Origin of the sequence: Mesorhizobium sp. YIM 152430 (assembly GCF_029210365.1) — a bacterium.
GTDB lineage: Bacteria > Pseudomonadota > Alphaproteobacteria > Rhizobiales > Rhizobiaceae > Aliihoeflea.
In genome coordinates this window covers 201,562-227,353 of sequence record NZ_JARGES010000055.1, presented here as the reverse complement: position 1 = coordinate 227,353, position 25,792 = coordinate 201,562, and the positions used below count along the sequence as shown (strand labels likewise).

General features: G+C 64.2%; 21 protein-coding genes and 1 tRNA gene. 11 read left to right on the top strand and 11 right to left on the bottom strand.

Annotated elements, in window-relative coordinates:
- The first annotated feature begins 221 nt into the window (after positions 1 to 221).
- The 3 genes from PZ895_RS17625 to PZ895_RS17615 all read left to right on the top strand — a co-directional run bounded on the left by PZ895_RS17625 (position 222) and on the right by PZ895_RS17615 (position 2,292).
- Positions 222 to 1,001, top strand: a complete 780-nt coding sequence (locus PZ895_RS17625) for an SDR family oxidoreductase (RefSeq protein ID WP_275840280.1) — start codon at positions 222 to 224, stop codon at positions 999 to 1,001.
- 108 nt (positions 1,002 to 1,109) lie between these two features.
- Positions 1,110 to 1,358 carry a ParB N-terminal domain-containing protein gene (locus PZ895_RS17620; RefSeq protein ID WP_275840279.1) on the top strand — a complete coding sequence of 83 codons (249 nt, stop codon included), beginning with the start codon at positions 1,110 to 1,112 and terminating at the stop codon, positions 1,356 to 1,358.
- 562 nt (positions 1,359 to 1,920) lie between these two features.
- Complete coding sequence (locus PZ895_RS17615) at positions 1,921 to 2,292, top strand: endonuclease domain-containing protein (protein WP_275840278.1); 372 nt, start codon at positions 1,921 to 1,923, stop codon at positions 2,290 to 2,292.
- A gap of 225 nt (positions 2,293 to 2,517) precedes the next feature.
- On the opposite strand, the gene PZ895_RS17610 is transcribed toward PZ895_RS17615, so the two are convergent.
- The 5 genes from PZ895_RS17610 to gpt all read right to left on the bottom strand — a co-directional run bounded on the left by PZ895_RS17610 (position 2,518) and on the right by gpt (position 10,342).
- On the bottom strand, positions 2,518 to 3,129 hold the full coding sequence (locus PZ895_RS17610) for an ImmA/IrrE family metallo-endopeptidase (protein WP_275840277.1): 612 nt from the start codon (positions 3,127 to 3,129) through the stop codon (positions 2,518 to 2,520).
- A 66-nt stretch (positions 3,130 to 3,195) separates the two neighbouring features.
- A complete protein-coding gene (locus PZ895_RS17605; protein WP_275840276.1) occupies positions 3,196 to 6,972 on the bottom strand; it encodes a vitamin B12-dependent ribonucleotide reductase in 3,777 nt (1,258 codons plus the stop codon).
- A gap of 559 nt (positions 6,973 to 7,531) precedes the next feature.
- Positions 7,532 to 9,109, bottom strand: a complete 1,578-nt coding sequence (locus PZ895_RS17600) for an inorganic phosphate transporter (RefSeq protein WP_275840295.1) — start codon at positions 9,107 to 9,109, stop codon at positions 7,532 to 7,534.
- A gap of 77 nt (positions 9,110 to 9,186) precedes the next feature.
- On the bottom strand, positions 9,187 to 9,678 hold the full coding sequence (locus PZ895_RS17595; protein WP_275840275.1) for an NUDIX domain-containing protein: 492 nt from the start codon (positions 9,676 to 9,678) through the stop codon (positions 9,187 to 9,189).
- 166 nt (positions 9,679 to 9,844) lie between these two features.
- Positions 9,845 to 10,342 carry a xanthine phosphoribosyltransferase gene (gpt, locus tag PZ895_RS17590; RefSeq protein ID WP_275840274.1) on the bottom strand — a complete coding sequence of 166 codons (498 nt, stop codon included), beginning with the start codon at positions 10,340 to 10,342 and terminating at the stop codon, positions 9,845 to 9,847.
- 241 nt (positions 10,343 to 10,583) lie between these two features.
- On the opposite strand from gpt, the gene PZ895_RS17585 reads away from it, so the two are divergent.
- Entirely contained in the window at positions 10,584 to 11,264 is a 681-nt protein-coding gene (locus PZ895_RS17585) for a class I SAM-dependent methyltransferase (RefSeq protein WP_275840273.1), read from the top strand.
- Entirely contained in the window at positions 11,261 to 12,298 is a 1,038-nt protein-coding gene (locus tag PZ895_RS17580; RefSeq protein WP_275840272.1) for a phosphatidylglycerol lysyltransferase domain-containing protein, read from the top strand. Before PZ895_RS17585 ends, PZ895_RS17580 begins: the two co-directional genes overlap by 4 nt.
- Positions 12,299 to 12,307: 9 nt before the next feature.
- Here the strand turns inward: PZ895_RS17580 and PZ895_RS17575 are convergent, their stop codons facing one another.
- Both PZ895_RS17575 and PZ895_RS17570 read right to left on the bottom strand, forming a co-directional pair.
- Positions 12,308 to 13,144: a universal stress protein gene (locus tag PZ895_RS17575; protein ID WP_275840271.1), complete on the bottom strand. Its 837-nt coding sequence runs from the start codon at positions 13,142 to 13,144 to the stop codon at positions 12,308 to 12,310.
- Between the two features lie 67 nt (positions 13,145 to 13,211).
- Complete coding sequence (locus tag PZ895_RS17570) at positions 13,212 to 13,952, bottom strand: competence/damage-inducible protein A (RefSeq protein WP_275840270.1); 741 nt, start codon at positions 13,950 to 13,952, stop codon at positions 13,212 to 13,214.
- Positions 13,953 to 14,090: 138 nt separating this feature from the next.
- Between PZ895_RS17570 and PZ895_RS17565 the strand changes: the two genes are divergently transcribed.
- A complete protein-coding gene (locus PZ895_RS17565; RefSeq protein ID WP_275840269.1) occupies positions 14,091 to 15,083 on the top strand; it encodes an alpha/beta fold hydrolase in 993 nt (330 codons plus the stop codon).
- A gap of 27 nt (positions 15,084 to 15,110) precedes the next feature.
- Positions 15,111 to 16,196: a histidine kinase dimerization/phosphoacceptor domain -containing protein gene (locus PZ895_RS17560; RefSeq protein WP_275840268.1), complete on the top strand. Its 1,086-nt coding sequence runs from the start codon at positions 15,111 to 15,113 to the stop codon at positions 16,194 to 16,196.
- A 6-nt stretch (positions 16,197 to 16,202) separates the two neighbouring features.
- Here the strand turns inward: PZ895_RS17560 and PZ895_RS17555 are convergent, their stop codons facing one another.
- Complete coding sequence (locus PZ895_RS17555) at positions 16,203 to 16,370, bottom strand: hypothetical protein (protein ID WP_275840267.1); 168 nt, start codon at positions 16,368 to 16,370, stop codon at positions 16,203 to 16,205.
- 105 nt (positions 16,371 to 16,475) lie between these two features.
- On the opposite strand from PZ895_RS17555, the gene PZ895_RS17550 reads away from it, so the two are divergent.
- The 4 genes from PZ895_RS17550 to ade all read left to right on the top strand — a co-directional run bounded on the left by PZ895_RS17550 (position 16,476) and on the right by ade (position 21,806).
- Positions 16,476 to 16,560, top strand: a tRNA-Leu gene (locus tag PZ895_RS17550).
- A 98-nt stretch (positions 16,561 to 16,658) separates the two neighbouring features.
- Positions 16,659 to 17,639, top strand: a complete 981-nt coding sequence (locus PZ895_RS17545) for a TAXI family TRAP transporter solute-binding subunit (protein WP_275840266.1) — start codon at positions 16,659 to 16,661, stop codon at positions 17,637 to 17,639.
- A gap of 86 nt (positions 17,640 to 17,725) precedes the next feature.
- Positions 17,726 to 19,894 carry a TRAP transporter permease gene (locus PZ895_RS17540; protein WP_275840265.1) on the top strand — a complete coding sequence of 723 codons (2,169 nt, stop codon included), beginning with the start codon at positions 17,726 to 17,728 and terminating at the stop codon, positions 19,892 to 19,894.
- Between the two features lie 91 nt (positions 19,895 to 19,985).
- A complete protein-coding gene (gene ade / locus PZ895_RS17535) occupies positions 19,986 to 21,806 on the top strand; it encodes an adenine deaminase (protein ID WP_275840264.1) in 1,821 nt (606 codons plus the stop codon).
- A gap of 9 nt (positions 21,807 to 21,815) precedes the next feature.
- Here ade and PZ895_RS17530 read toward each other — a convergent pair whose 3' ends face one another.
- The 3 genes from PZ895_RS17530 to PZ895_RS17520 all read right to left on the bottom strand — a co-directional run bounded on the left by PZ895_RS17530 (position 21,816) and on the right by PZ895_RS17520 (position 25,780).
- Positions 21,816 to 23,837 (bottom strand): ASKHA domain-containing protein, encoded by a 2,022-nt coding sequence (locus PZ895_RS17530; protein ID WP_275840294.1) that lies wholly within the window; start codon positions 23,835 to 23,837, stop codon positions 21,816 to 21,818.
- 83 nt (positions 23,838 to 23,920) lie between these two features.
- Positions 23,921 to 24,889 carry a methyltetrahydrofolate cobalamin methyltransferase gene (locus PZ895_RS17525; protein ID WP_275840263.1) on the bottom strand — a complete coding sequence of 323 codons (969 nt, stop codon included), beginning with the start codon at positions 24,887 to 24,889 and terminating at the stop codon, positions 23,921 to 23,923.
- 24 nt (positions 24,890 to 24,913) lie between these two features.
- Positions 24,914 to 25,780 (bottom strand): methylenetetrahydrofolate reductase, encoded by an 867-nt coding sequence (locus tag PZ895_RS17520; RefSeq protein ID WP_275840262.1) that lies wholly within the window; start codon positions 25,778 to 25,780, stop codon positions 24,914 to 24,916.
- Between the last annotated feature and the right edge of the window lie 12 nt (positions 25,781 to 25,792).

The following is a 25,792-nucleotide window of genomic DNA, read 5'->3' as shown; positions in this document are numbered from 1 at the left end:
TCATAACCTGAAGGTCGTAGGTTCAAATCCTACCCCCGCAACCAAACTTTCCTGCATTATCAAACGCTTAAACGCCGCCCTCCGGGGCGGCGTTCGCGTTTTGCTCTCAGCATCGGCTTTGGGGGTATGTTTCCGCGCGTTGGCGGTATATTGCACGTATGCACCTTCCTTCGGGGAGGGTGGAACGATTGCTGCGGATGAGAAGAGGGAGAGACGGACGAATGGATCTGGGAATCAGGGGCCGTACGGCCATCGTTTGCGGTGGGTCGAAGGGGCTCGGGCGCGGGTCGGCGGAGAAGCTTGCGGAGGCGGGCGTCGACATCGTGCTCAATGCGCGTTCGGCCGAGGCGCTCGAGAAGACGGCGGGCGAGATCGCGGAGCGGTTCGGCGTCAAGGTGACGACGGTCGCGGCCGACGTGACGACGCCCGAAGGCCGGACCAGGCTGCTGGAGGCGGCGCCGGCGCCGGACATCCTCGTCAACAATGCGGGCGGGCCGCCGCCCGGCCTTTGGAGCGAGTGGGGCGAGGACGAATGGCAAAACGCCATTCGCGCCAACATGCTGACGCCGATCCATCTCATCACCGCCGTCCTGCCGGGCATGATCGAGCGCAAGTGGGGCCGGATCGTCAACATCACCTCCGGCTCCGTCAAGGCGCCGATCCCGGCGCTCGGCCTTTCCGGTGCCGCGCGCAGCGGCCTGACCGGCTTCGTCGCCGGCACCTCGCGCCAGGTCGCGCGGCACGGCGTGACGATCAACAATCTGCTGCCGGGCCAGCATGAGACGGCCCGCATCGAATCGCTGATGAACAACACGGCGAAGCAGAAGGGCATCACGGTGGACGAGGCGCGCGCGGCGGCCTATGCGGCCAATCCGGCCGGGCGGTTCGGCACGACGGAGGAGTTCGGCGCGGCCTGCGCGTTCCTGTGCAGCGCCTATGCCGGCTACATCGTCGGCCAGAACATCCTGCTCGACGGCGGCGCCATCAACGCGACGCTCTGACGGCATCCGGATACGGCCGGCGACGGCCGCATCCGCCTTGGCGCTCTTGCCGGGACCGGCTGGAACTGATCTGGTTGTAACGTCCCACCCGCCGCCGAGGAACTCGTCATGCTGCGTTCCAAGCCCGTCCCGATCGATGCAGTCTACGTGCCGACGGCGCGCAAGAAGACGCTTCATCCCGAAACGGCGCGCCTGCTTGCGGAGGACATCCTGGAGAACGGCCTCAAGATGCCGATCCAGGTGCGCGAGGACGGCGCGCGCTACGTTCTGGTCGAAGGGTTGCATCGGCTCGAAGCGATGAAGTTTCTCGGCGAGACCACGATCAGCGCCTATCTCGTGCAGGCGCGCAGGCATTAGCGCTCGCCGCGCCTGCCTTTTCGGCATCCGGCCATTGTCAAAGAACGGGAAGCGGGGCGCGCGGGCCGTGCCTTCCGAATGGTATGTGTGTGGCGCGAACCCGCGCACCCCGCCGATGGCTGTCTGGCTCTCGACCGGTCACGGCGGGCTTTGTCCCGAAAGACGTTTGCCCCCAGCGGCTTTTCCGCATGGTCGTGCGACCACGCCGGCCTGTTCCCAGCCCTCACGTGCCCGATGGTGTCCGACGCCATCGGGGGGAGGTCATCGCCGCCCTCCCGACACCCGGTGCGCACCGGTTCCCATGAGGGCGATGTGGGGGATTATGGGGGAGACTAAAGGGAGGGGGATAAGTTTTTTGCGCTCTCCCTTCACGCCGCAATCCGCGGGATTTGCCGCGGCGCCAAGCTGGAACACCCCTCATCCGACCTCGCTTCGCTCGGCCACCTTCTCCCACAAGGGGAGAAGGAAAAGCGCCCTTCCTTCTCCCCTTGTGGGAGAAGGTGACCCGAAGGGTCGGATGAGGGGTATTTGACAAACACGAACATGCCGTTAGCGTCCCGACATGCCGCACCAAGCAGTTCCTCCTGCCAAGCGAAGTTTCGCCCGTTCGATGCGGCGTGAGCCGACCGAGGCGGAGAACAGGCTTTGGCATGAATTGCGGGGCCGTCGGCTGGACCGGATCAAGTTCCGACGTCAGGTTCCTGTCGGACGCTATGTGGTGGATTTCGTCTGTCTAGAGGCCATGCTCGTCGTCGAGCTTGACGGCAGCCAGCACGCGGAATCGGCGCATGATATGGTGCGTGATGCGGAATTGAAGGCACGCGGATTTCGCGTTCTGCGGTTCTGGAACGACGATGTTCTGAAGGATATGAACGGCGTCTGCGACACCATCATCGCCTATGTGCGCGACGTATCCTTGCAGCCGTGGCGGTAAGCGTTCACTTCTCCCCTTGTTGGGGAAGGTGCCCCGAAGGGGCGGATGAGGGGTATGCGGCGGTGCCATGCTGGAACACCCCTCATCCGACTTCGCTTCGCTCAGCCACCTTCTCCCACAAGGGGAGAAGGGAGGGCGACGACAACGTTATTGCTAATCTTTACGTTGATCGATTGGAATCCTGGCGTTGCCACAGCCCTTCTCCCATATGAGAGGCGGGAGAGGTCAGTCTGATATTGTAGACTTTAGAGTGCGTCCTTGACGCTTTAGCTCTTGAAGAAGGTCAATAACGCCCCGCGGCAGAATCCTTTCTTTTCCTGCCACTTTCCTCTGGGCGCGCTCCACCCGTTGAAAGGCGATTTCGGCAGCTTGGGTGCTAATCTCAAATCTGGATGCGACTTCTTCGGAATTTTGACAATCAAGAGCCATTTCTGTCGGAACGAGAAAGTACGACGCAAACATGTCGGCTTCTCGTTCTTCAATAATTTCTTTTGATTTAATGTATATTTTCTTGTCAGGGTTTCTGCGACGCTCGCCGTCATGACCGAGAAAATAGTGCCCAATCTCGTGGGCGATTGTAAAGCGCGCGCGTGTATGGCCCGCCTTAGCTGATTCAAGAACAGCCTCGCGCACCATCAAAGTGTGCGTGTCGCTATTCATTATCGCCTCGTCGTCGCCCATCCGAGATGCGAATTCTGGTCGAAAACTGAACCGCGCTATATTTTTGGATAGCTGCTCAAGTACCCAATACATATTCGGCGCACACGTTCTACTAATGCCAATTCGATCCCGGACAAATTTTGCCTGATCTTCAATTGCTGCTTCGGATATGGGCATTCTACGGCCTTCCTAATCAGTTTTTGAAATTGTCCATTAAGTTAAGTTAAATCGGAATCGTTGCGCTCAGCTACACCCGCTCGTCGCCCCGCACGTGTCGCACTTCTCGCACGTTCCATTCCTGACCATCGTGAAGTTCTGGCACTCGGTGCACATGTTGCCGGTGTAGCCCTGCATGATGGACTTGGCGCGGCGTTGGGCGGCGAGGGCTTTGGCTTCGGTGGCTTCTTCGGCGGCCGCGTCGGTGAAGAGGGCGGTGGCGTCTTCGGCGACTTCTTCGGCGAGTTCGGCCGCGCGTTCCTCGTAGTCGCGCTTGAAGGCGGTCGCGCCATCGGTCCTGAGGGCGAGGGTGGCGTTGCCCGAGGAGATCGAGCGGACGTTTGAGGTGTAGGCGGCCGTTGCCGGACGGGCAGGGGCTGGCGTGCCAGCGGCCGAGCCCTTGGGTTCGGACGCGCCGGAGACAACCTTCAGGGGCGAGGCGCCGCGGGTCAGGCCCTTGGAGAACGCCGTCGACTTGCCTTCGGTGATGCCGCGTCCAAGCGCCGTGCTGGAGAAGTCGGACGTGTCGACATGGGCGAGGTCGCCGCGGTCGAGATAGGAGATCGCCAGTTCGCGGAAGACGTAATCGAGGATCGACGTCGCGCTCTTGATCGCGTCATTGCCCTGGACCATGCCGGCCGGCTCGAACTTGGTGAAGGTGAAGGCGTGGACATATTCCTCGAGCGGCACGCCATATTGCAGGCCGAGCGAGATCGCGATGGCGAAATTGTTCAGGAGTGCGCGCAAGGTCGCGCCTTCCTTGTTCATGTCGATGAAGATCTCGCCGAGGCGGCCATCGTCATATTCGCCGGTGCGCAGGAAGACGGTGTTGCCGCCTATCTTGGCCTTCTGCGTGTAGCCCTTGCGGCGCGAGGGCAGCTTTTCCTGCTCGCGCACCACGCGCTCGACGATCTTCTCGACGATGCGCTCGGTAACGATCTGCGCCTGCTGCGCCGTCGGGGCGGCGACCAGTTCCTCGATCAGATCGTCTGCCTCGTCCTCGTCATCGGCGATGAGGGAGGCGTTGAGCGGCTGGGAGAGCTTGGAGCCGTCGCGGTAGAGCGCATTGGCCTTCAGCGCCAGCTTCCACGACAGCATGTAGGCTTCCTTGCAGTCCTCCACCGTCGCATCGTTCGGCATGTTGATGGTCTTGGAGATCGCACCCGAAATGAAGGGCTGGGCGGCCGCCATCATGCGGATGTGGCTTTCGACCGACAGATAGCGCTTGCCGATCTTGCCGCAGGGATTGGCGCAGTCGAAGACGGGCAGATGCTCGTCTTTCAGGAACGGTGCTCCTTCCAGCGTCATCGCACCGCAGACATGGATGTTCGCGGCCTCGATGTCCTTCTTGGTGAAGCCGAGCGCGGGCAGGAGTTCGAAGGAGAAGTCGGAAAGCTGCTCGTCGGTGAAGCCGAAAGTCTCCTTCAGCCAGTCGGCGCCGAGCGTCCACTGGTTGAAGATGAACTTGATGTCGAATGCCTGCGCTGTCGCGGCGTTGAGCGCGGCGATCTTCTCGTCGGTGAAGCCCTTGGCCTTGAGCGAGCCGGGATTGATGCCGGGCGCCTGGTTCAGATTACCGTGGCCGACCGCGTAAGCCTCGATCTCGGCGATCTGGCTTTCCGAATAGCCGAGCGTGCGGAGAGCCTCCGGCACGGCGCGGTTGATGATCTTGAAATAGCCGCCGCCGGCAAGCTTCTTGAACTTGACCAGCGCGAAATCGGGCTCGATGCCGGTCGTGTCGCAATCCATGACGAGGCCGATCGTGCCGGTGGGCGCGATGACGGAGACCTGGGCGTTGCGGTAGCCGTGCTTTTCGCCAAGGACGAGCGCGTTGTCCCAGGCGAGGCGGGCGTGGTCGATCAGGTCGGAATGCGGGCAATCCTCGGCGACGAGCGGAACCGGGTTGACCGACAGCCCCTCATAGCCATCCGCAAGGCCATGAGCGGCGCGGCGGTGGTTGCGGATGACGCGCAGCATGTTGGCCGCGTTGCGCTCGTAATCCGGAAAGGCGCCGAGTTCGCCGGCCATTTCGGCCGAGGTCGCGTAGGAGACGCCGGTCATGATCGCGGTCAGCGCGCCGCCGATGGCGCGGCCTTCCTTGGAATCGTAGGGGATGCCGGAGGTCATCAGGAGACCGCCGATATTGGCGTAGCCGAGGCCGAGCGTGCGGTATTCATAGGACAGCCGCGCGATCTCCTTCGACGGGAACTGCGCCATCATCACCGAGATTTCGAGGACGATCGTCCACAGGCGGACGGTGTGCTCATAGGCGGCGATGTCGATGGAACCGTCCTGATTCCGGTAGGGCAGGAGGTTGATCGAGGCGAGATTGCAGGCCGTGTCGTCGAGGAACATGTATTCCGAGCACGGGTTCGAGGCGCGGATCGGGCCCGCGGCCGGCGAGGTGTGCCAGTCGTTCATCGTGGTGTTGAAGTGCAGGCCCGGATCGGCGGACGCCCAAGCAGCGTGGCCGATCTTTTCCCACAGATCGCGCGCCTTCAGCGTCTTCATCACCTTGCCGTCCTTGCGGGCGGTCAGGTTCCAGTCGCCGTCATTCTCGACCGCGCGCAGGAAGTCGTCCTTCAGCGAGACGGAGTTGTTGGAGTTCTGGCCCGAAACGGTGAGATAGGCTTCCGAATCCCAGTCGGTGTCGTAGGTCTTGAACTCGATCGCGGTGTAGCCCTGGCGGGCGAACTGGATGACGCGCTTGACGTAGTTCTCGGGCACGAAGTTCTTCTTCGCCGCCTTGATCTCGCGCTTCAGCGCCGGGTTCCTGGCCGGGTCGAAGCAGTCGCCCCAAGAATCTTCGGAGCCCGCCTCGCAATTGACGCAGGCCTTCATGATGGCGGCGAGGTGTTGCTTGACGATGCGCGAGCCGGTGACGAGGGAGGCGACCTTCTGCTCTTCCTTCACCTTCCAGTCGATATATTCCTCGATGTCCGGGTGGTCGACGTCGACGACGACCATCTTCGCCGCGCGGCGGGTGGTTCCGCCCGACTTGATGGCGCCGGCGGCGCGGTCGCCGATCTTGAGGAAGGACATCAGGCCGGACGAGCGGCCGCCGCCCGACAGCTTCTCGCCTTCGCCGCGCAGATAGGAGAAGTTCGAACCGGTGCCCGAGCCGTATTTGAACAGGCGTGCCTCGCGGACCCACAGGTCCATTATGCCGCCCTCGTTGACGAGGTCGTCCTCGACGCCCTGGATGAAGCAGGCATGGGGCTGCGGGTGCTCGTAGGAGGACTTCGACTTGGTCAATTTGCCGGTGAAGGGGTCGACGTAATAGTGGCCCTGGCCGGGACCGTCGATGCCATAGGCCCAGTGGAGGCCGGTGTTGAACCATTGCGGGCTGTTCGGCGCGACGCGCTGGGTGGCGAGCATGTAGGCGAGTTCGTCGCGGAAGGCGGACGCATCTTCCTCGGAGGCGAAATAGCCGCCCTTCCAGCCCCAGTAGGTCCAGGTACCGGCAAGGCGATCGAAGACCTGGCGCGCGTCGGTCTCGGAGCCGTAGCGCTCGGTTTCGGGCAGCGCGGCAAGTGCCGCTTCGTCGGCGACGGAGCGCCACAGGAAGGACGGGACGTCGTTTTCCTCGACCTTTTTGAGCCGCGCGGGCACGCCGGCCTTGCGGAAATATTTCTGCGCGAGGATGTCGCTGGCTACCTGGGAGAACTGCGCCGGCACGTCGATGTCGGCAAGGCGGAAGACGATGGAGCCGTCCGGGTTCTTGATTTCGCTGACCGCCTTGCGGAACTCGACTTCCGCATAGGCCGACTGGCCGGGCTTGGTGAAGCGACGTTCGATACGCATCTTGATTGTCCCATCCGTCTATATGTTGTGGTCCTGCCTCGCCGCCGGGCGATTGCCGCAAGAACCGATTTCCGCATCCGGCCGACGCCCCGCGCGCCAAAGCCCGTTCCCTCGAAAACGCTTGAAAATCCTACGCTTGGCCGATCCTCGTCGCGGGCTTCATGCTCGCTCTGCGAACCGGCGAGGCTTACCCCGTATCCCGATTCCGAAAACCAGAACCCAACTCTATCTTGGGTTACTCTGACGCTGCAACACTAAATATAGTGTTTACGATCAAAAATTCCGAACCCAGAACGCAGAAAAATTGCGCGTCGAAACCCATTCGGCGCGGCGCTAACTGCGCCGTTCCGACCTGTCTCCATCCAATTACCGGAAAACCCCGACCCCGAAGAAACCCGCCTCGGTGCAACCCAAAAGAGCGCACGAGGATCATAACAACGCGACTCGGGTCGGAGCGTCAAGGGATCGTTTACGATCGTTAGCCGACCGCTAGATATTGTTGGGAGCGATGTGGATAACGGGGAGAAGAATCAGCCGCGCTTGGCTGTGCTTTCCCGGTTCACGCCAGCGCGTTCAGCACCAGGAAGATGAGCCCCGACAGGAGGGCGGCGGCGGGGACGGTCGTGATCCAGGCGGCGACGATGGTGGAGACGTGGGCGCGGCGAACCAGCCGGCGGCGCCTGGCCTCCTCGGTGGAGATCGGCGCGGCGTCGATGTCACGGTCGCCGTCCGTGCCATTGCCGTCGAAGGGGATCGACGCTTCGCTCGCCTGATCCTCGGCAAGCTGGCCGCGGGCGGCGCGATGAAGTGCATTCTTGCGCTCCATGTAGCGGCGGCGGCGCGGCGAATTGGCGGTATACCATTCGCGGAAGAAGCCGACGCCGAAGACCGCGCCGACGGCGATGTGGGTGGAACTGACCGGCAGGCCGAACCAGGAGGCGACGATGACGGTGATCGCGGCCGACAAGGAGACGCAGAAGGCGCGCATCGGGTTGAGCTTGGTGATCTGCTCGCCGACCATGCGGATCAGCTTGGGACCGAACAGGACGAGGCCGAGCGAGATTCCGAACGCGCCGATAACCATGACCCAGAGCGGGATCGAGACACTCGACGCGATAGCGTCGGCCTCGGCGGTATAGACGATCGCCGCGAGCGGGCCGACGGCATTGGCGACATCGTTGGCGCCATGGGCGAAGGACAGGAGGCAGGCCGAGCAGATCAGCGGGATGTTGAAGAGCTTGCGCAGCGACTGGTTGCGGTTTTCCATGCCGACGGACTGGCGGCGCACATGGCCGCGCGACCAGAGCCAGGTCACGAACCCTACGACAGCGCCGATCAGCAGCAGCGCGGAGCCGGACAGGTCGATCACGCGGCTCAAGCCCTTCATGCCGAGATAGATCGCGAAGGCGCCCGCCATGATCGCGACCAGAACCGGCACCCAGCGACGGGCGGCGCCGATCTTGTCCTCGCGATAGATGATCGCCTCCTTGATGAAGGCGAGGAAGAGGGCGGCGATGACGCCCCCCAGAAGGGGCGAAATGACCCAACTCGCGGCGATGCCGCTCATCATCGGCCAGTTGACCGCCGAAAGGCCGGCCGCCGCGATGCCCGCGCCCATGACGCCGCCAACGACGGAATGCGTCGTCGAGACGGGCGCGCCGATCCAGGTCGCGAGGTTGATCCAAAGCGCCGACGAGATCAGAGCCGCCGTCATGGCGCGGATGAAAACATCGGGACTGCCGACCGAGGAGATGTCGATGATGCCGCGCGAGATCGTGTTGACGACGTCACCGCCGCCTATCAGCGCGCCGGCGCTTTCGAAGACGGCCGCGATCGCGATTGCGCCGCCCATGGTCAGCGCCTTGGCGCCTACGGCCGGGCCGACATTGTTGGCGACGTCGTTGGCGCCGATGTTCAGCGCCATATAGCCGCCGAGCACGGCGGCAACCACGATCAGCACCGCGCGCGGCTCGTCGAAGACATATAGCGAGGCAAAGACGGCGCTGAGCGCCAGGAACAATAGCGACAGGCCCGGCGCGACGAGCCCGCGGGCGACGACGGACGTGGCTTCCTCGACATGGACGAGCTTGTCCAGGTCCTTGTCGAGCGTTTCCTTGCGTATCGTCGTGTCGGCCATCGTCAGTCCAAAGGGTTTCGCCACCGGGTTGGTTCCTCGGTTAGCCGGCTAGCCCATATGAAGACGAAATGCGACCGTCAGGCGGCAGATTTTCGGGGATGAGCGCCGAACTTGGCGATCAGTTCGGCAAGATCGGGCTCGTTGACGAGACGGGCGGCGTCCTGAACCGGGAACCAGCGCCGGCGGCGCTTCTTCTTCTCGCGCCACTTATCGGCAACGTCCTTGACTTCCAGCGGATAGACCAGAACCTCGCAGCGCCACTGGCGGCCGCGGGCAAGCTGCTTGGCGTAGTAGAAGCGGCCGAGCGCGTCCTGCGCGATCTCGCCGGCGACGCCCGCTTCCTCGTCGGCCTCGCGCGCGGCGGCGTGCCACAGATCTTCCTCGCCCTCGGGCCAGCCCTTGGGGATCACCCACCGGCCGGTGCCGCGGCTGGTGATGAGCATGACTTCATAGCCTGCATCCGACTGCCGGAAAGGCAGCGCGGCGACCTGCGTGCGGCAGGGCAGCCCGCCGATCAGACGGCGAAGCCGTTCGGCGACATGCGCGCGGGTCTGGTGGCTGAAGATCATGGTCCTGTTTCGAGTCCGATTCGTTTGCCAACTCAAGGAGTATCCTCCTCAAGTCGAGAGTTTCAAAGCATTTTCTCCGTGGAGATCACACCGAAATGGGGTCCCCTGCGCAAAAACGCAAGTCCCGCGCAAGTTTCGACCGGTTTCGGTTCGCTTTCGGTTCGGCTTAACCGAGATGGCCTTCGGCAATCGGCTTTTGATAGGTGAACCCCAGATCCCAAGGGAAATAGATCCACGTATCCTGCGACACTTCCGTTACGAAAGTGTCGACGAGCGGGCGGCCCTTCGGCTTGGCGTAGATGGTGGCGAAATGGGCCTTCGGCATCATCGCGCGGACGATGGCGGCGGTCTTGCCGGTGTCGGTCAGGTCGTCGATGATCAGCACGTCCTTGCCCTCGTCCTCGAGCAGCGCGGGATTGATCTCCTTCAGGACCTTCAGTTCGCCCTGCTCGGTGTAGTCGTGATAGGAGGCGACGCAGACCGTCTCGATCAGGCGCACGCCGAGTTCGCGCGAGATGACGGCGGCGGGAACGAGACCGCCGCGCGTGATGCAGACGATCGCGCGCCAGTTGCCGTTGATGCCGGACAGGCGCCAGGCGAGCGCGCGTGAATCGCGGTGGAATTGATCCCAGGAAACGGGAAAGGCTTTTTCGGGCAGGGACATTTTGCGGGGCACTCCGGGCGCGGCGGCTTGAAAAAGGCGGAATGCGCGCGGAACTAGCCGCATTCATGCGCTTTTGGCAAGCGGTTTGCGCCCGCGACCGCTTTCTTGCCATGCTGGCGCGCGAAACACGGCCGCCCGTCAGCCGGATCGACGACAATCGGCGCGCGCACATACCGCATTCCGTTCCATCCGCCGATCTTCTAGAACCGCCGGACCGAGCCACCCGAAAGGCAGCAGCAGCGTGCAGTCATCCGACGAGCGGACGAAGGTCAAGAGCCGCAATTACGACGCCGTCGCGAGCTTCTACGAGGCGCTTGCCAATATCTATTCGTTCGGGCTGATCCGCCGCGCAAAGATGGCCGAACTCATCCATTTCAAGCGTGGGGACAGAGTGCTCTATCTGGGTGCCGGCTCGGGCGAGGACGCGGTGGCGGCGGCTCGCGCAGGGGTGGACGTCACGGCCATCGACCTTTCGGCGCGCATGATCGAAAGGCTGCGCCGGCGCATGGCGCGCAAGGGGCTGAAAGCCGAACTGATCGCCGGCGATGCGCTCACGCTCGCGCCCGAGACGCTTTTCGATGCGGTCTGCGGCAACTATTTCTTCAATGTCTTCGGCCCCGACGACATGCCGGTCGTGCTCGCCAAGGCGGCGACCCATGTGCGACCGGGCGGCCAGCTGATGATCGCCGACATGGCGCCACCATCGGGACTGCTCGGCCCGCTCGCCTGGCTCTATCTCAAATTCGGCCTGACCTTCTTCTGGCTGCTCGGGCTGGCCTCGCAGCACCCGATCTACGACTACCGGCCGCACGCCGCGCGGCTCGGGCTGGTCGAGCGCGCCGTTCACGATCACAAATTGTTCGGGATCGGTCCCGCGCTCTACCGCACGCTCGTCTTCGCCAAGCCGGAGGTGTCGGCATGAGCCGCAAACTGATCGACCGTTTTCTCGACCGCAATCTCGCCGACCTGCCCGAGGCGCCCTTGAGCGAAGACGAACGGCTTGCGCTCGTCTCCCGCCACGGTGATTTCTCGCTCGCCTATTCGACGGCTGTGCAGACTGGGCTGCGTCATTTCGGTGACGCGCGGGGATACGTCGCGCATTCGGCCAAGATGGGGTCGCTGATCGCGCTTGGCGATCCGGTCTGTGCGCCGGACGACAAGGCGCGGCTGCTCGACGCTTTCGTCGGTGCCGCGAAAACGCCGATCTTCGCCGAAATCCGCCGCGAGACGGCACAGCACCTGGCCGCGCGCGGCTACAGGGTCGCGATGATGGGTATCGACAGCGCGCTCGATCTCCAGACCTACGACTTTTCCGGCAAGCGCAAGGAGACGGTGCGCTATTCGGAGCGCTGGCTGGACAAGAAGGGCTATCGCATCGCCGAAGCCGAGGAAGTCGACGGCGCGGAGGCGATGATCCGCGACCTTTCGGAGCGCTGGCGCGCCTCGCGCATCGTCAGGAAGCGCGAGATGGCGTTTCTCAACCGGCCGCTGCCGGAGGCGGGCGGGCCGATGATGCGCCGCTTCGTGCTGATCGAACCGGACGGGCGCGTCGGCTGCCTTGTCTATTTCGATCCGATCTGCCGCGACGGCGACGTGATCGGCTACCTGACCGCCTTCAAGCGCAAGCTGCCGGACACGACCTCCCACGCCGAGATCGGGCTGACCAAGCGCGCCGCCGACATCTTCAAGGCCGAAGGGAAAGAGATGCTCATGCTCGGCCTGTCGCCGCTGTGCGACGTCGAGCCGAGCGGTTTTGCCGAAAGCGCGGCGTTCCGGGCGATGCTGAAACGGCTCTACCGGTCCGGCGCGGTCAATCGCAAGGTGTTCAACCTGCAAGGTCACGCCGCCTTCAAGCGCCGTTTCCACGGTCGCGAGGAACCGCGCTACCTCGCCTGGAACGCCGGGTCCCCGTTCGTGCATTTCATCGCGTTGATGCGGCTTTCCAAAGCGTTCTGACGGGTTTCGTCAACGCGACATGAAGGTCGCGGTCGGCATGGAATCCAGCACGGTCTTCGTCACGCCGCCGAAGAAGAACTCCTTCAGCTTCGACTGGCTGTAGGCGCCGGTGACCAGCAGGTCGGCGCCGAGCTCGACGGCGCGGTTCTGGATCGCCTGGCCATGCGTCAGCTCCGATTTGTGCTGGCTCTGGACCGTGACACGGACGCCATGGCGCGACAGGGCGGCCGCAATCTGCCCGCCGGCTGTCATCGCATCGTGCCCGCCATAGCGATCCGGATCGACGGTGAAGATTTCGACCTGGCGCGCTGCGGTGAGCAAGGGCAGGGCGTCGAACACTGCACGGGTGGATTCGCGCGTGCCGTTCCAGCCGATCAGGATCGTCTCGAACCGGGTGTCGACCGGCATCGCATAGGGAACGAACAGGACCGGCCGGCCGGTTTGCAGCAGCAGCGCATCGACATTGGCGCCGGGCATATGGGACGAGGGATCGCGCTGCTGGACCACGATCAGGTCGACGGCGCGGGCGCTTTCGAGCGAGGAGATCGCGCTGTCGCCGGAAAAGCTTTCCAGCGCCCGCCACTCGGCCGAAAGCCCGGAGCGCGACATGCGCCCGTCGAACATCTGGCGCATCGCCTCGGAGCGTTCCTTGTTGGTCTCGCTGCTGGTGACCATGAAGTCGGCGTCGGGAAAGCCCATCGGCGTCGCATAGGGGACGGGGAGCGGTTCGGCGTGGACGCCGATGACATGGGCCGAAAAACGTTCGGCGAGCGGTGCGATGCAGTCGAGCACGCGGCGGGCGTCGGTTTCGTCCTGAAGGACGGCGAGAATCGTCCTGTAGCTCATCCAAGCCTCCCATGGGTTGCATTGCAAACCGATAGGCCACTCATGATGCGCTTTGCCTCGATCGAGATCAAGCGTTGGCTGAAATAGCTTCCACCATCGCGCGAACTTCCGCCAGCGCCGCGTCGAGCTTCGCCTGATCGCGTGCGCGCACCACCAGTTCTGTCCAGAAGGAGCCGTCCTGGTATTTGGGATAGGAACCGATGATCGTTTCGGGGTGGCGCTTCTGGATTTCGCCGAGCGGGCCGCCGATCGTGCCTTCGCCATGCGGGCAGTGGACCGCGCCGGAAAGGAGCTTCGCTCCGCCTTTCAAAGTCGGCACGACATTGTCGAGCATCGCCTGGAAGATCGCCGGCACGCCGGCCATGACATGCACGTTGCCGATGACGAAGCCGGGCGCCATCGAGATCGGATTGTCGATGTGGGTCGCGCCCTGCGGCATCCGCGCCATGCGCCGGCGCGCCTCGGTGAACTCCATGCCGCGCGCCGCATAATGCGCCTCGAGCATCGCGAAGGCGCGGTCGTCATAGCCGCAGGGAACGGCGAAGGCGGCCGAGATGGAATCGGCCGTGATGTCGTCATGCGTCGGGCCGATGCCGCCGGTGGTGAAGACGTAGGTGTACCGCGCGCGCAGCGCATTGACCGCCTCGACGATCGCGGCCTCGTCGTCCGCGACGATGCGCACTTCCTTCAGGTCGATGCCGATTGCAGTGAGAACGTCGGCGAGGTGGCCGATATTGCGGTCCTTGGTGCGGCCCGAGAGGATCTCGTCTCCGATGACGATCATGGCGGCGGTGACGATTTCGGTCATGTCGGTCCCGATCCTGTTTTTCCTATCGCTTAAGGCCAAGGCCGCTTACAGGCAATCGACCGGCCTTGCGGCGTCCCGCTTTTTTCTTTGCCGTCCAGGACGCGACGCCCTAAATGCGGCCGGGTTCAGGAGACGCGCATGAGTTTCATTTCGGTATTGTTCTGGCTGGTCGTGACGGCCGTCGTCGTTCTTCTTCTGGTCACCGGCTTTTTCATGCATGTCACGCGGCGCATCTCCCGCCAGGCGGAAAAACTCGTTCCGGCGGCCGGCAAACGCATCACCATCGACGGACACGACGTTCATTATGTCGAGAGCGGGCAGGGTCGGCCGATCCTGATGATTCATGGCCTCGGCGGGCATCTGCACCACATGCGCCGGCCCCTGATGGAACAGTTCGGCGACGACTATCGCCTGATCGCGATCGACCGTCCGGGTTCGGGATATTCGACGCGGCCGCGCGGCGACGGTCGCCTGTCGCAACAGGCCGATTTCATCGCTCACTTCATCGACGCGATGGGGCTCGACCGGCCGCTGGTCGTCGGTCACTCGCTGGGCGGGGCGATCGCGCTCGCCGTTGCGCTGCGCCATCCCGGCAAGATCAGCGGGCTGGCGCTGATCTCGCCGCTGACGCATCATTATGCCGAGGTGCCGCCGGAATTCGCGCCGCTGCACATTCCCAATCCCCTGCTGCGCCGGCTGATTGCAAACACCGTCGCGGTGCCGGCCTCGGCGCGCAATGCGCCGCGCACGCTCGATTTCGTCTTCGGCCCGCAAAAGCCGCCGGCCGATTTCGCCGTCGCGGGCGGCGCGCTGGCCGGAATGCGGCCGAGCCACATCTATGCGACCTCGACGGATCTCGTCGCGCTGCGGCACGATCTCCAAGATTTCGAGACGCGCTATGGCGAGATCGACCTGCCTGTCGGCATCCTCTTCGGCGACAAGGACCGGGTTCTCAACTACCGGCGGCACGGCCTGTCGATGCGCGACAAGATCGCCGATCTGGACCTTGAAATCGCCGAAGGCGTAGGCCACATGCCGCAATATGCCGTGACGGGCCAGGTCGTGGCGTTCATCCGCCGCATTGCCGAACGCGCATTCCATCCGATAGCGGTGGCGAACGCGGCACGCTGAAGCGCTTCAGGGGAGAACGAAACAATCATGACTGCCGACGACCGTGCGGTCGAGCAGGTGGAAGACCTGCTCGCCACCGAACATCTCGCCGAAGCCCTTGAGAGCGATCATTTCCGCCAGTTTCTCGATCACATCCCGATCGCCATCGCTGTGTCGGAATGTGAAGGCGACGAATGCATCGTCTATGCGAACCCGGCTTTCCACGATTGCGTCGGGCTGACGGAAGATGAACTCGATGGACATCCCTGGAACAAGGTCGATGCGGCGCTGACGCCATGCGCGGACGAGGTCGGCGCGGTCAGCGCGTTCATCCGGGAGCCGAGCGACGAGCCGCTCGAATGTGCCATCGGGACGGACGGTGAACGACGCCGCGTCGGGCTTTATGCAAGCATCATCGAGAATGAGGAGTCGGATGCCGTCTTCCGCGTCGTCGCCATCGTCGAATTGCCCCAGGCCGAAGGCGACGACCGGGAGGCCCTGATCCAGCAGATCGCCGAGCGCGACGTTCTTCTCAAGGAAATCCAGCATCGGGTGAAGAACAATCTCCAGATGGTCGCCGCGCTCATCCGCATCGAGGCGAAGAATGCCGGGCCGGGCGCGGGCAAGGAGCCGTTCAGCCGCCTCGCCGGGCGAATCGATTCCCTGCATTTGCTCTATCAGGCCCTGGAGGCGGGCAGGGACAGCGAAACCGTCGATCTCGGCCTCTATCTCGGCGACATCGCGTCCGCCGTCATGCGCAGCCATGCCGTCGAGGGCGTCAGACTCGACATGAAGCTCGATTCCTATCCGGTCTCGATCAATGTCGCGATGCCGGCCGGGCTGGTGGTCAACGAGCTTTTCACAAACGCCCTGAAATATGCCTTTCCCGACGGCAAGGGGGGCACGATCCTGCTTCACAGCCTGACCGAGGACGGCCACTGCACGGTGACGGTCGCCGATGACGGCATCGGCCTGCCGGAAGGCGTCGAATGGCCGGCACGGGGCAAACTCGGCAGCCTGATCGTCAAGTCGCTGCGCGAGAACGCGCACGCCGATGTCGAGGTGCAGTCGGTTGCAGGCGAGGGGATGAAGGTCACAATGCAGTTCCGGCGCAAGGATGCCCTGCGCGCCTGACGCCGGTCAGTCGCCGCCGCGCGAGCGCTGCGTCAACCTGATCGAGGCGGCGCGCATTTCCGCCGCGCGCACCTCGTCGCTCTGGGCGGAGCGCGACTCCACACGCATCGGGGTGCCGGCCCCGCAGGCGGCCAGAAGGGTGGTTGCCAGGATGGCGGCAATCAGCTTCGTCATCGTCAGCCTCGTTTCGATCGCATGTGTGTGGCGATAGCCGAGCCGGCAGGCCGCTGCAAGCCCGGCGCTTGACGCTTCGCCCCAAGCGGGACAGAAGCAAGACGCGCGGGCGTGGTGGAACCGGTAGACACACCGGACTTAAAATCCGGAGGCCATGGCCGTGCGGGTTCGAGTCCCGCCGCCCGCACCAATCCACAAATTAGACTTTAGTCTTAGTCCAAATCGGTTGCCGCACGGGTTTCAATCGTTACAAACGAAGCGATCAAGAAAAATCAGGGAGGATGATCCATGCTCACACTCACACGTTCCATCGCATTGGCCGTTTCGGTCGCATTCGCGGGCTCGCTCGCTCATGCGCAGGACGACCGCGCCGACTGGCCGAACGATCTGACGATCGGCACCGCGAGCCAGGGCGGAACCTACTTCATCTACGGCAACGGCATGGCGAGCTTCATCTCCGAAAGCCTCGGCATCAACGCGTCGGGCGAAGTGACCGGCGGGCCGGTGCAGAACGTGACCCTGGTGCAGACCGGCGATCATCAGATCGGTCTCGTGACGATGGGGCCGGCGCTCGAAGCCTGGAATGGCGAGAGCGAGCTGGCGCCCGGCGTCGAGCACAAGGACATCCGCGCCCTGTTCCCGATGTATCAGACGCCGTTCCAGGTCGTGGTTCTGGCCAATTCCGGCATCGAATCGGTGTCCGATCTGGAGGGCAAGCGCGTCGGCGTCGGTCCGGCCGGCGGGACGCCAGGCACCTACTGGCCGCGCTTCATGGAGACCCTCGGCGTCAACGCCAACGTGTCCTTCGCCGGTGCTTCGGATGCCGGCGGCCAGTTGAAGGACGGGTTGATCGACGCTTTCGCGTTCGCTGCCGGCGTGCCGATCTCGGCCTTCGCCCAGCTCGCCGCCGAGAACGACGTAAAAATGTTCGGATTCAGCGAGGAAGAACTGGCGCAGATCCTCGAGGCGCATCCGGAAATGGCGGCGTTCACAATCCCGAGCGGCACGTATCAGGGTCACGACTACGACCAGCCGACGGTCGGTCTGTGGAACTTCGCCATCGCCCACAAGGACATGCCCGAGAGCCTGGCCTACGAGATCACCAAACTGGTACTCGAGAACAACGACCGGATGATGCAGATCCACGCCACCTCGGCCGAGACGCTGACGGAGAACTGGGACAAGAACTCGTTCATGCCCTATCATCCGGGCGCCGTGCGGTATCTGGAAGAGCAGGGCATCACCGTGCCCGACAATCTGAAGGACTGATCGCCTTCGCGCCTCTCACGCCCCGGTTGCGCACCCGCGCCGCCGGGGCTTTTGCCATCTGACCGGTGTCCTCGGGGAGGGATATCATGACGCAAACCAGCACGGCATCGCCAGATACGATCAATCTCGCCGAAGGCGTGGACATCGAGCCGCAGGGCTACAACCAGCGGCTTTTCCGCGGGCCGATGCACTGGCTGGTCGTCGTCGCCTGCATCGCCTACACCGTCTTCCACATCGCGGTGATGAACCTCTACCCGCTGGAGACGTGGACCTATCGGCTGATCCACATCGCGGGCGGTCTTGCGATCGGCTTCCTGCTCTATTCCGCGCATGGCGTCACCAAGGAGGCCGGGGAGGCCAAACGCAACCCGCTTGGCCTCATCGTGCTTTTCGGCGCCGCAGCCGGCATTCTCTACGGAGCGTTCTGTATGCTCGTCGCCTGGGGCAACTGGTGGACGACGGGCCAGGCCGCGCCGCCTGCCTTCGCGTTCCAGACCTTCGGCATCCCCTTGCTTGCGGGCACGGTCCTTGCCGTCGTCCATGGCTGGTTCTTCGCCGACCCGGCCGAGGACCGGATCAATCTCGCGGACGTTCTGCTGGCGGTCGCCGCCGGGGCAGTCTGCCTCTACATCATCTACAATGCGGGCGCGCTGCGCCTTCGCGCCGGCACCGGCATGGCGCAGCCGGGCGACATGTGGGCCTCGATCGCCGGCGTCATCCTGATCCTGGAACTGACCCGCCGCCTTGCCGGACTGGCTCTGGTCATCATCGCCGGCGTCTTCATCCTCTACAGTTTCGTCGGGCCGTGGCTGCCGGGCTTCCTCCAGCATCGCGGCTATTCGGTGTCGCGCTTCTTCACCTATGTCTATACCGACCAGGGGATTCTGGGGCCGACGACGGCCATCTCGTCGACCTACATCATCCTGTTCGTCACCTTCGCGGCGTTTCTGCAAGCCTCGAAAGTGGGCGAGTATTTCGTCAATTTCGCCTTTGCAGCCGCCGGGCAGGCGCGCGGCGGACCGGCCAAGGTCGCCGTCTTCGCCTCGGGCCTGATGGGCACGATCAACGGCACATCCGCCGGCAATGTCGTCTCGACCGGATCACTGACCATCCCACTGATGCGCAAGGTCGGCTACAAGCCGCAGACAGCGGCGGCCGTCGAAGCGGCCGCATCCTCGGGCGGCCAGATCATGCCGCCGATCATGGGCGCCGGCGCCTTCATCATGGCCGAGATCACCGGCATTCCCTATACGGAGATCGTGGTCGCCGCGATCATCCCGTCCATCCTCTATTTCGCCTCGGTCTATTTCATGGTCGATCTCGAGGCGACCAAGAAGGGCATGAAGGGGCTTCCGCGTTCGGAACTGCCGAAATTTGGCAAGCTCTTGATGCAGGTCTATCTGTTCGTTCCGATCGTCATCCTGATCTATGCGCTCTTCGCCGGCTATTCGGTCATCCGCGCCGGCACGCTGGCGATGATTGCGGCGGCCGTCGTCTCCTGGCTGACGCCCAACAGAATGGGGCCGCGCGCGATCCTCTACGCCTTCGAACTCGCCGCCAAGATGTCGCTCCAGCTCGTCGCGGTGTGCGCGGCGGCGGGCATCATCGTCGGCGTGATCGCGCTGACGGGCGTCGGCACGCGCTTTTCGGCGGTGCTTCTTGCACTTGCCGAGCAGAACCAACTCATCGCGCTGTTCTTCGCCATGTGCGTCTCCATCATCCTGGGCATGGGAATGCCGACGACGGCCGCCTATGCCGTTGCGGCATCCGTGCTGGCGCCGGGACTGATCCAACTCGGCATCCAGCCGCTCGTGGCGCATTTCTTCATCTTCTACTACGCGGTGATGTCCGCGATCACGCCGCCCGTGGCGCTGGCCGCCTATGCGGGGGCGGCGCTCGCCCGGTCCGACCCGATGAAAACGTCGGTGGAGAGCTTCAAGATCGGGCTCGCGGCCTTCGTCGTGCCGTTCATGTTCTTCTATTCGGCGGAAATGCTGATGCAGGGCGAGTGGCTCGACATCATCCACGTCTTCGTGACGGCGACGATCGGCATCTACCTCCTGTCGTCCTCCGTCATCGGCTGGTTCTTCGGGCCGTTGAATGCCGTCCTGCGCATCCTGCTTCTTTTCGCAGCGCTTGCGATGATCAAGGGCGGATGGACCTCCGACCTGATCGGCCTTGCGGTCGGCGGTGCGCTGTTCGCATATCAGAAGCGGGTGGTGGAGCCGCGGACCCTGGCGCGCGGCGCGGATTAGGCGAAACAGTTTTCGCGGGATCGGACGGAAAGCAATCTGGCTTTCCGTCCAACGGCTTGGCACATTCGGTTCAAACGGAGTGTCATCGAAGATGTCAGAAAAATTCAATCGCCCGCGCCGCAGGCCAGCCCCCTGGCACGAGATGGCGTCCACGCTCGTCGATGTCGCGACCGGCCGCAAGCCGGCCGATCTCGTCATCCGTAACGGACGCTGGGTCAATGTCTATTCCGGCGAGATCATCGCGGGGACCGATCTTGCCGTGTCCGGTGGCCGGTTTGCCTATTGCGGGCCGGATGCCAGCCACGCAATCGGCGAGGGGACCGAGGTGATCGACGCCGGCGGGCGCTATCTCGTACCGGGCCTGTGCGACGCGCACATGCATGTCGAGAGCGGCATGGTGACGGTCACCGAGTTCTGCCGCGCCGTCATTCCGCACGGCACGACCTCGATGTTCATCGATCCGCACGAGATTGCCAATGTTCTCGGGCTCGACGGCGTCAGGCTGATGCATGACGAGGCGATGGCGATGCCGGTCAACGTCCATGTCCAGATGCCGTCCTGCGTGCCGTCCGCGCCGGGGCTGGAGACGCCGGGCGCGACGCTCGATGAGGCCGACGTTGCCGAGGCGATGACCTGGGAAAACATCATCGGGCTCGGCGAGATGATGAACTTTCCGGGCGTCTCGGCGAACGATCCGAAGATGGTCGCGGAGATCGCCGAGACGATGAAGGCCGGACGCACCGTCGGCGGACATTATGCCTCGCCGGACCTCGGTCCCGCCTTCCACGGCTATGTCGCCGGCGGGCCGGAGGACGACCACGAAGGCACGCGCGCGGAAGATGCCATCGCCCGCGTGCGGCAGGGAATGCGCGCCATGCTGCGGCTCGGCTCGGCCTGGTACGACGTGGCCGAACAGGTCAAGGCGGTGACGGAATCGGGGCTCGACCCGCGCAATTTCATCCTTTGCACCGATGACTGCCATTCGGGCACCCTGGTCGAGGACGGCCACATGGACCGCGTCGTGCGCCACGCGATCGCGCAGGGGCTGAAGCCGGTCACGGCGATCCAGATGGCGACGCTCAACACGGCGCAGCATTTCCGGCTGGAGCGCGAGATCGGCTCGATTTCGCCGGGGCGCATGGCCGACTTCCTCCTCGTTTCGGATCTGGCGGCGCTGAAGATCGACGAGGTTTATGCGCATGGCCGCCTGCTGGCCGAGAGCGGCCGGCTCGTCGCGGAGATCGAGCCCTATCCCTATCCGGCCAGGGCCAAGCAGACGGTGAGGCTCGGCAAGACGCTGACGGCGGCCGATTTCGACATTAGGGCGCCGGAGGGCGCGAATTCGGTCCGGGCGCGGGTGATCGGCGTGATCGAGAACCAGGCGCCGACGCGCGCGCTCGAGATGGATTTAGCCGTCGAGAACGGGCTGGTGGCGATGGACGGCGCGAACGACGTCTGCCAGATCGCGTTGGTCGAGAGGCACAGGGCGACGGGCAGCGTCGTCAACGCGCTCGTCTCCGGTTTCGGATACACGAAGCCCTGCGCGATGGCCTCGACGGTCGCCCATGACAGCCATCACATGATCGTCGTCGGCACCAACAAGGCCGACATGGCGCAGGCGGCCAATCGTCTCGGCGAGGTCGGCGGCGGGGTCGTGCTGATCTCGGAAGGCCGGGAACTGGCTCTGGTCGAACTGCCGATCGCAGGGCTGATGTCGGACGAGCGGGCGGAGACCGTCGCGCAGAAGGCCGAGAAGCTGACGGCGGCGATGCGCGCGGTCGGCTGCGACCTCAACAACGCCTACATGCAGCACTCCCTTCTGGCGCTCGTGGTCATCCCCGAATTGCGGATTTCGGATCAGGGGCTGGTCGACGTGCGGACGTTTCAGAAGGTGGATCTGTTCGTCGAATAGGGCGGTTGGTCAATCCCGGCTGCGTCTTGCGGCGCGTTCCTCTCGCGAGCGGCGGCGGGGGACGGCATCGCCTTCGGCGGCGGGGGTCGCCTTGCGCTCGGGCAGCTTCACCTGCGCTGCCAGCTTCGGGAACGGGTCGACCTTGTTCGGCAGTGCCATGGCGTTGATGAAGAGTTGCTGGAAATTCGGTTCCAAGGCGGTCTCGATCTTGTCGATGCGCTGAACGGTGTCCTCGATTTCGCGGCGATGGTCGCGGTTGAGAAGCGCCATCAGCGCGCCGGTGCCGGCGGCATTGCCGACGGCCTTGACGTCGGACAACTCGCAATCGGGGATCAGGCCGAGGACCATCGCATATTTCGGGTCGATGAACGAACCGAAGGCTCCGGCGAAGCAGATCGTTTCGACGGTCTCGACGCCCTGCTTCTCCATCAGGAGCTTGATGCCGGCATAAAGCGCCGACTTGGCAAGCTGGATCGCGCGCACGTCGTTCTGCGTGACGGTGATGCGCTGCTTGCCTTCGTGAAGCACATAGGTCGCGGTGCGGCCCGAGGCTTCGATGCGCGGGGATCTGGCGGCGAGCGAGCCGTCGACCACACCGTCCTCGGTGATGATGCCGGCAAGATACATCTCCGCGACGACCTCGATGATCGCCGAGCCGCAGATGCCGGTAATGCCGACGGCCTCGGCATCCTCGAAGAAGCCCGGTTCGTCCGACCATTTGTCGACGCCGATGACGCGGAACTTCGGCTCCAGCGTGTCGGGATCGATGCGCACGCGCTCGATCGCGCCCGGCGCGGCGCGCTGGCCGGACGAAATCTCCGCGCCCTCGAAGGCGGGACCGGTGGGGGAGGAGGCAGCGAGGAGGCGCTGTCGGTTGCCGAGCACGATCTCGGCGTTGGTGCCGACATCGACCAGCAGCATCATGCGGTCCTGCCGGTGCGGGCCTTCCGACAGCGTTGCGCCGGCGGCATCCGCGCCGACATGGCCGGCGATGCATGGGAGCACGTAGACGCGCGCGCCGTGGTTGATCTTCAGTCCGATCTCGCTTCCCCACGTATGCACCGCGCCCGAGACGGCGAGCGCGAAGGGCGCCTGGCCGAGTTCGGTCGGATCGATGCCGAGAAAGAGGTGGTGCATGATCGGATTGCCGACGAAGACGGCGTCGAGCAGCGTGTCGTGCTCCACTTCGGCTTCCGCGCAAACCTTGTCGATGAGGTCATTGACCGCGCCGCGCACGGCCTTGGTCATCGCCTCGCGCCCGTCCGGGTTCATCATCACGTAGGAGACGCGGCTCATCAGGTCTTCGCCGAAGCGGATCTGCGGGTTCTGCGTGCCGGAAGTCGCGGCGATGCGGCCCGAGAGCAGCGAGACGAGGTGCATCGCGATGGTGGTCGAGCCGATGTCGCAGGCGATGCCATAGGCCTCGTTCTTGAGGCCCGGCCACAGCGCGATAAGGGTCGGCCGCGAGGAATCGAGGTCGCGGTGAATGGCGGCGGTGACGCCCCAGTTGCCCTTGCGCAGGATCGACTGGACCTGCGGCAGGAGATGCTGGGAGACGAGCAGATCCTGCCAGCCCCAATCCCTTTCGAGCATGACCTTCAGTCGGTCGAGATCGCCGAGCGGCTTGTGCATGTCGGGCTCGTCGACCTCGACATAGCAAAGCTGGACGGCCGGATTGCGCTCGATGACGCGGTCGATCGGCGACTTGCGCACGACCTGCGCATTGATCTGCACGTCCTGTGGCACGTCGATGACGAGATCGCCCTGAATGGTGGCGGAGCAGGACAGGCGCCGGCCTTCCTTGAGGTCGCGCACCCTGGCGTAGCGCTCTTCCTTGGCGCCGAAGGGGGAGATGTGGTCGGCGGCGGACGATATCTTGTGCTTGGCGAAATGGCCTTGCTGCACCTCGATCTGGCAGCGCCCACAGGTCGCCCGGCCGCCGCAGACGCTTTCGACATAGACGCCGAGATCGCGCGCGGCGTCGAGCACGGTGGTCCCGACGGGAAACCGCCCGCGCTTGCCGGAGGGCATGAACAGGACCAGCGGGTCCTTGATGTTGGAGGGGGCGTTCAATCGAGTTCTTTCAAACGAAACACTCTCTCAGGCACGAAAGCCTATCCCCGCGCCATCCGCGCTTCGCGTCCGCCGCGGCGGCGGCCGTTGCTGCCTTCGCCTGGTGCGCTGACGGGAACCGGCGCGGCGACCGCGTGGCCGCCTTCGGCTGGTTTGTAGTCCTTGTAGGTGCGAATCCAGGTGGTGCAGTCGCGGTCGGTGCCGTTGAGGACGTTGGCGGCGCGCACGGCCTCCATCTCCTGCGGGCGGCAGGGGTTCATGATCGCGCTCGTCATGCCGGCGCCGATGACCATCGGGATGAAGCCGGCATTGATGCCGTGGCGGTGCGGCAGGCCGAAGGAGATGTTGGAGAGGCCGCAGGTGGTGTTGACCTTCAGTTCCTCGCGCAGGCGCCGCAGGAGCGCGAAGACCTGGCGGCCGGCGTCGCCCAGCGCGCCGATCGGCATGACCAGCGGGTCGACCACGACGTCATGGGCGGGAATGCCGAAATCGGCGCAGCGTTCGACGATCTTCTTCGCCACGGCGAAACGCACGTCCGGGTCCATCGAAATGCCGGTCTCGTCATTGGAGATGGCGACGACGGGGACGTCGTATTTCTTGACCAGAGGCAGGATCGCCTCGAGCTTTTCCTCCTCGCCGGTCACCGAATTGACCAGCGGGCGGCCCTTGGCGACCTTGAGCGCAGCCTCGATGGCGGCGGAGACGGAACTGTCGATCGAAAGCGGCACGTCGACGAGGTTCTGCACGATCTCCAGCGTCTGGACGAGAAGCGCGGGTTCGGTCGCGTTCGGGTCGACGGCGGTGACGCCGGCATTGACGTCGAGCATGGTGGCGCCGGCAGCGACCTGTTCGAGCGCGTCCTTCGTCACCGTGTCGAAATTGCCGGCGACCATTTCGGCCGCGAGCTTCTTGCGGCCGGTCGGATTGATCCGCTCGCCGATGACGCAAAAGGGCTGATCGAAGCCGATGATGATTTCCCTGGTCGCGGAGGCGACGATCGTGCGGGTCATTTCAAGATCCTTGGGCGCGAGGATTTAACGGGATGCATGGGCGACTGATGCGGCGGCGGGCGATGGCCACGAGCCGCGCTCGCCGAGCCATTCGGTGCTCTTCTTCAGGCCGCCGAAGGGAAAGACGTGGATCTGCGCGATGGCGCTGCCGGGCGTTGCCTGCCAGTGCTTCTCGATCGGCCCGACCATGCCTTCGGGCGAATGGCTGGTGGCGAGCGCGGTGAGCGAGAGGGCGTTCTTCTTCAGGAAGGAGATCGAGTTGCCGACGCCGCACATGGCTGCGAACTTGATCAGCGTCGTGATCTTGGCGGGCCCGGCGACGCCAAGATGGACGGGCAGGTCGATCCCTTGCGCCTTCAGGTCCTCGGCCCACGAGATGAATTTCTGCGGGTCGAAGCCGAACTGGGTGACGATACGCAATTCGATGCCCGAACGCTTGGCGAAATCCTGCTTCTGGCGAAGCGCCTCGATGGCCTCAGCCTCGGTGAAATCGGGGCTGCCCTCGGGATGACCGGCGACGCCGAGATGCGTGATGCCGTATTTCTCGAAGAAGCCGGTTTCGAGCACGTCCATGGTCGAGGCGAACTCGCCGGCCGGCTTGTCGAGACCGCCGCCGATGACAAGCGCGTCGGTGATGCCGGCCTCCTGGGCCGAGCGGCGGATGCGGTCTTCGAGTGCCGCGCGGGTCGTCAGGCGGCGCGAGGCGAAATGCGGGACGGGCCGGTAGCCCAGATCGCGCACGCGCCTTGCGGCGGCGACCAGCGTGTCGGTCGAATCGTTTCCGATATCGGTGATGTAGACGCGCGAGCCTTCCGGGAAGAGACCCGGCAGGTCGTTGGATTCGACGGCTTGCGTGGGCGCAACCTCGATCGATGCGGCAATCTTCGTCATTCAGCGCTCCTC